The 1,421-nt window shown below is 61.2% G+C and carries 2 pseudogenes; one reads left to right on the top strand and one right to left on the bottom strand.

Going from position 1 to position 1,421, the window contains the following annotated elements:
• Positions 1-72: 72 nt before the first annotated feature.
• Positions 73-1,134 (top strand): annotated as a pseudogene (locus tag HLUSI_RS0115500) (class I tRNA ligase family protein); the annotation flags it as partial.
• Here HLUSI_RS0115500 and HLUSI_RS28920 read toward each other — a convergent pair.
• Positions 1,047-1,421: pseudogene (locus HLUSI_RS28920) on the bottom strand (hypothetical protein); the annotation flags it as partial. The pseudogenes HLUSI_RS0115500 and HLUSI_RS28920 sit on opposite strands and share 88 nt — an antisense overlap.

The following is a 1,421-nucleotide window of genomic DNA, read 5'->3' as shown; positions in this document are numbered from 1 at the left end:
GCGTCCGGCGGCGGTGTCGACAAAGCGGCCCTGGGCCGTTACCGATTTCCAGAATTTAACTGAAAACAACTTATGTCGAACAACGAATCCTCCAAGTCAAACAAGCAGGGCAAACCTGAAGGCAAGCCGGCCGGCAAGTATCCGGTCAACATGACCGAGACTGCCTTCCCGATGCGCGGCGACCTCGCCAAGCGCGAGCCCCAATGGGTCAAGGAATGGCAAAGCAAGAAGCTCTATCAGCGCATCCGCCAGGCATCGGCCGGCCGCCCGAAGTTCATCCTGCATGACGGTCCGCCGTATGCCAACGGTGAGATCCATCTGGGCCACGCCGTCAACAAGATCCTGAAAGACATGATCGTCAAGGCCCGCAACATGGCCGGCTTCGACGCGCAATACGTACCGGGCTGGGATTGCCACGGCATGCCCATCGAAATCCAGATCGAGAAGAAATACGGCAAGAACCTGCCGGTGGCCGAAGTGCAAGCCAAGGCGCGCGCTTACGCCAACGAACAGATCGAGCTGCAAAAGAAGGATTTCATCCGTCTGGGCGTGCTGGGCGAATGGGACAATCCTTACAAGACCATGAATTTCTCCAACGAAGCCGATGAGCTGCGCGCACTCGGCACGATTTTGGAGAAGGGTTACGTCTATCGCGGCCTGAAGCCGGTCAACTGGTGTTTCGACTGCGGCTCCGCATTGGCGGAAGCGGAAGTGGAATACCAGGACAAGCGCGACCCGGCCATCGACGTCGGCTTTCCCTTCGCGGAACACGACAAGATCGCCAAGGCTTTCGGCCTGAGCAAGCTGCCAACGGATAAAGGCTACGTCGTCATCTGGACCACCACGCCATGGACCATCCCGTCCAACCAGGCGCTGAACGTGCATCCGGAGTTCGATTACGCGCTGGTGCAGACCGAGCGCAATGGCAAGCCGACGCTGCTGATCCTGGCCAACGACCTGGTCGAATCCTGCCTGCAACGCTTTGGACTGGAAGGCAAGATCATCGCCACCGCCAAGGGCGAGGCGTTGTCGCTGATCGCCTTCCATCATCCGCTGGCGACCGCCGACAAGCCGATGCTGGCGAACAGCAGCAACGCCAGCGCGAATTCCTTTTGCGTCAGCGTGACCGGCACGCCCGCATGAGTGACCACGTGCGCGGGCGTTTCAAAACGATAGTCGCCGAATTGCTGCACCTGCCGCGCATCGTGGTCGGGATAGGCGCGCTGCAGCAGCAAGGCCACGCGCGCGGCAAGGGCCTGGCGACGCAAGGGTTTGAACTCGCTCTCGACCAGGCGCCGGCCGGCGTAGTCCGACAACGCCGCCAGTTCGGCAGCCGTGTCGTCCGCCAGCAGCAGCACCGGCAGCGTCGCCGTCGCTTGCAGGATTTCAGCGAGGTATTCACCGGCGTCGGCCACATCCAC

It is taken from the genome of Herbaspirillum lusitanum P6-12, assembly GCF_000256565.1.
GTDB lineage: Bacteria > Pseudomonadota > Gammaproteobacteria > Burkholderiales > Burkholderiaceae_D > Herbaspirillum > Herbaspirillum lusitanum.
Note: the sequence above shows the minus strand (reverse complement) of the source record. Positions and strands in the feature narration are given on the sequence as shown.